Below are 1,889 nucleotides of genomic sequence, written 5' to 3'. Positions count from 1 at the left end.
AGCTAAGGCAGCAAATGCAGAAGCCGAAGACGCCAAGCCAGCTGCCGTTGGGACGTGATTAGCCGAATGAACGTGGGCATAACGTGTTTCGCCAGCCATTTCACGGACCAAATCTAAGAAGCGGGTGACTTTGTCGTAGCCTTTACCAGTCATGACTTCATCATCAAGCGTTACGTCATCCGCAATCAATGCGGCATCAAACCAAACAGTTGTATCGGTATAAAATTCATCCAGGGTTAGCGAAATCGACGTCGTTGTTGGTAACATGAGCGTTGTATCTGCTTTACCCCAATACTTCAGTAGGGCGATGTTCGTGTGTGCGCGTGCTGTGTAGTGTGTCATAACTGCCTCCTAGATTTGCGGGTACTGTTGTGACCACACTTCTTGCGCACCAGCTGCTTCCAAAGCCAGCATAATGCGGTGGGCATCAGTATCATCCTTGGCTAGTGCTAACATAGCACCACCAACACCACCACCAGTTAACTTAGCCCCTAAAGCACCAGCTTCACGAGCTGCTTGCACAAGGGCTTCAAGCTGGGGGTGTGAGACGCCAAGAGCTGCCAAATGTTGGTGAGCTGCATTCATGTGATTACCCAAGGCAATGATGTCATCGTGAGCTAAGTCCTCACGTGTATCACGGGCAATGGCACCTAATGCATCAATATGGGCCTGCGTTTCAATGGGCTCATTGGCTAGTTGTTCGCGAACAACTGAAACAGCCAAACCGGTTTGACCATGAACGCCTGTGTCAGCAATGATTAAGGTGCCATGTAGGGCCATTGACATTGGTTCAGGCGCTGAACCTTTCACAAACCAAACCGGGACGTCATGGGCAGTTGTTGCCGCATCGATGCCGGAAGGTGAACCGTGGGTAATGGCCTCTTCAACATTAGCCCAGCGTTGCAATTCTTCATCTGGTAAGGGCGTATCAAAAAATGCGAAAAACGCCCTAATAATGGCGATCGCCGATGCAGCAGAAGACCCCATCCCGCGTTCTTGGGGGATGTTTGATTGAATCCGTAAGGTAAACGGTGCATCTAGCGCGTCGAAATGACGCAAGAGGCGCAGAATTAATTGTCGAACGCCTTCATATACTTCAGCCATTGTTGCCAAAGGGCCTTGATACCCTTGCGCAATTACGACTTGTCCAGCTTCTCGAGCCTCGATTGTTGCTGTCATTGCCAAGTCCGGTAAAGGGAGGGCAATGGCAGGTTGGCCATAAACGACCGCGTGTTCGCCAAGCAAGATCACTTTGGCGTGGCTAGAACCACTCGCTAGCTTTTCCACTATTAGAAACCACCAATCCATTCTCATTTTTGTTTTTAAACTGCTACTATCATACCAAACCCGCCTATAAATAGGGAAATGAATCAGTAAAACGTATGGTATAATTTAAATATTATAAAAGAAGGTCGTGGTACGCTCTGATGCTAAATAGAGACATCTATGCGGTTGTGGACTTAGAAACAACTCGTACAACGAGCGAAACGGGCCGTATTATTCAGATTGCGGTCGCATTCGTACAAAACAAAAAAATCATTAATCAATTTTCAACATTGGTTAATCCGGGCGAGCAAATTCCCCGCAATATTACACAATTGACCGGTATCACCCAAAACATGGTAAAAGGGGCACCGTTCTTTGAAGACGTTGCAATGACACTTCATGCGATGCTACAAGGCACAATCTTTGTGGCGCACAATGTTAATTTTGATTTACCATTTTTAAATGCAGAATTTGAACGTGTTGGGTTAACCGCTCTTAAAAGTACGGCCCTAGATACAGTGCCACTTAGTCAAATTCTTTGGCCAACTGCACCAGGTTACCGCCTTGTCGACATGACAAATTGCTTGTCACTCGAACACAATCATCCACATCAGGCTGATAGT

At 47.2% G+C, this 1,889-nt stretch carries 2 protein-coding genes and 1 pseudogene; 1 reads left to right on the top strand and 2 read right to left on the bottom strand.

Features of this window, described 5'->3' with window-relative positions; all coding sequences use genetic code 11:
- Nucleotides 1-342 (bottom strand): annotated as a pseudogene (locus tag WEIDD23_RS13385) (diphosphomevalonate decarboxylase); the annotation flags it as partial.
- 9 nt (nucleotides 343-351) lie between these two features.
- Nucleotides 352-1,287 carry a mevalonate kinase gene (gene mvk / locus WEIDD23_RS01720; RefSeq protein WP_010374311.1) on the bottom strand — a complete coding sequence of 312 codons (936 nt, stop codon included), beginning with the start codon at nucleotides 1,285-1,287 and terminating at the stop codon, nucleotides 352-354.
- Nucleotides 1,288-1,427: 140 nt separating this feature from the next.
- Between mvk and WEIDD23_RS01715 the strand changes: the two genes are divergently transcribed.
- Nucleotides 1,428-1,889, top strand: a 462-nt coding sequence (locus WEIDD23_RS01715) for an exonuclease domain-containing protein (RefSeq protein WP_197458762.1), incomplete at its 3' end; no start/stop codon positions are given.

It is taken from the genome of Weissella sp. DD23, from assembly GCF_001579105.1.
In the GTDB taxonomy this organism is placed as follows: domain Bacteria; phylum Bacillota; class Bacilli; order Lactobacillales; family Lactobacillaceae; genus Weissella; species Weissella cibaria.
Note: the sequence above shows the minus strand (reverse complement) of the source record. Positions and strands in the feature narration are given on the sequence as shown.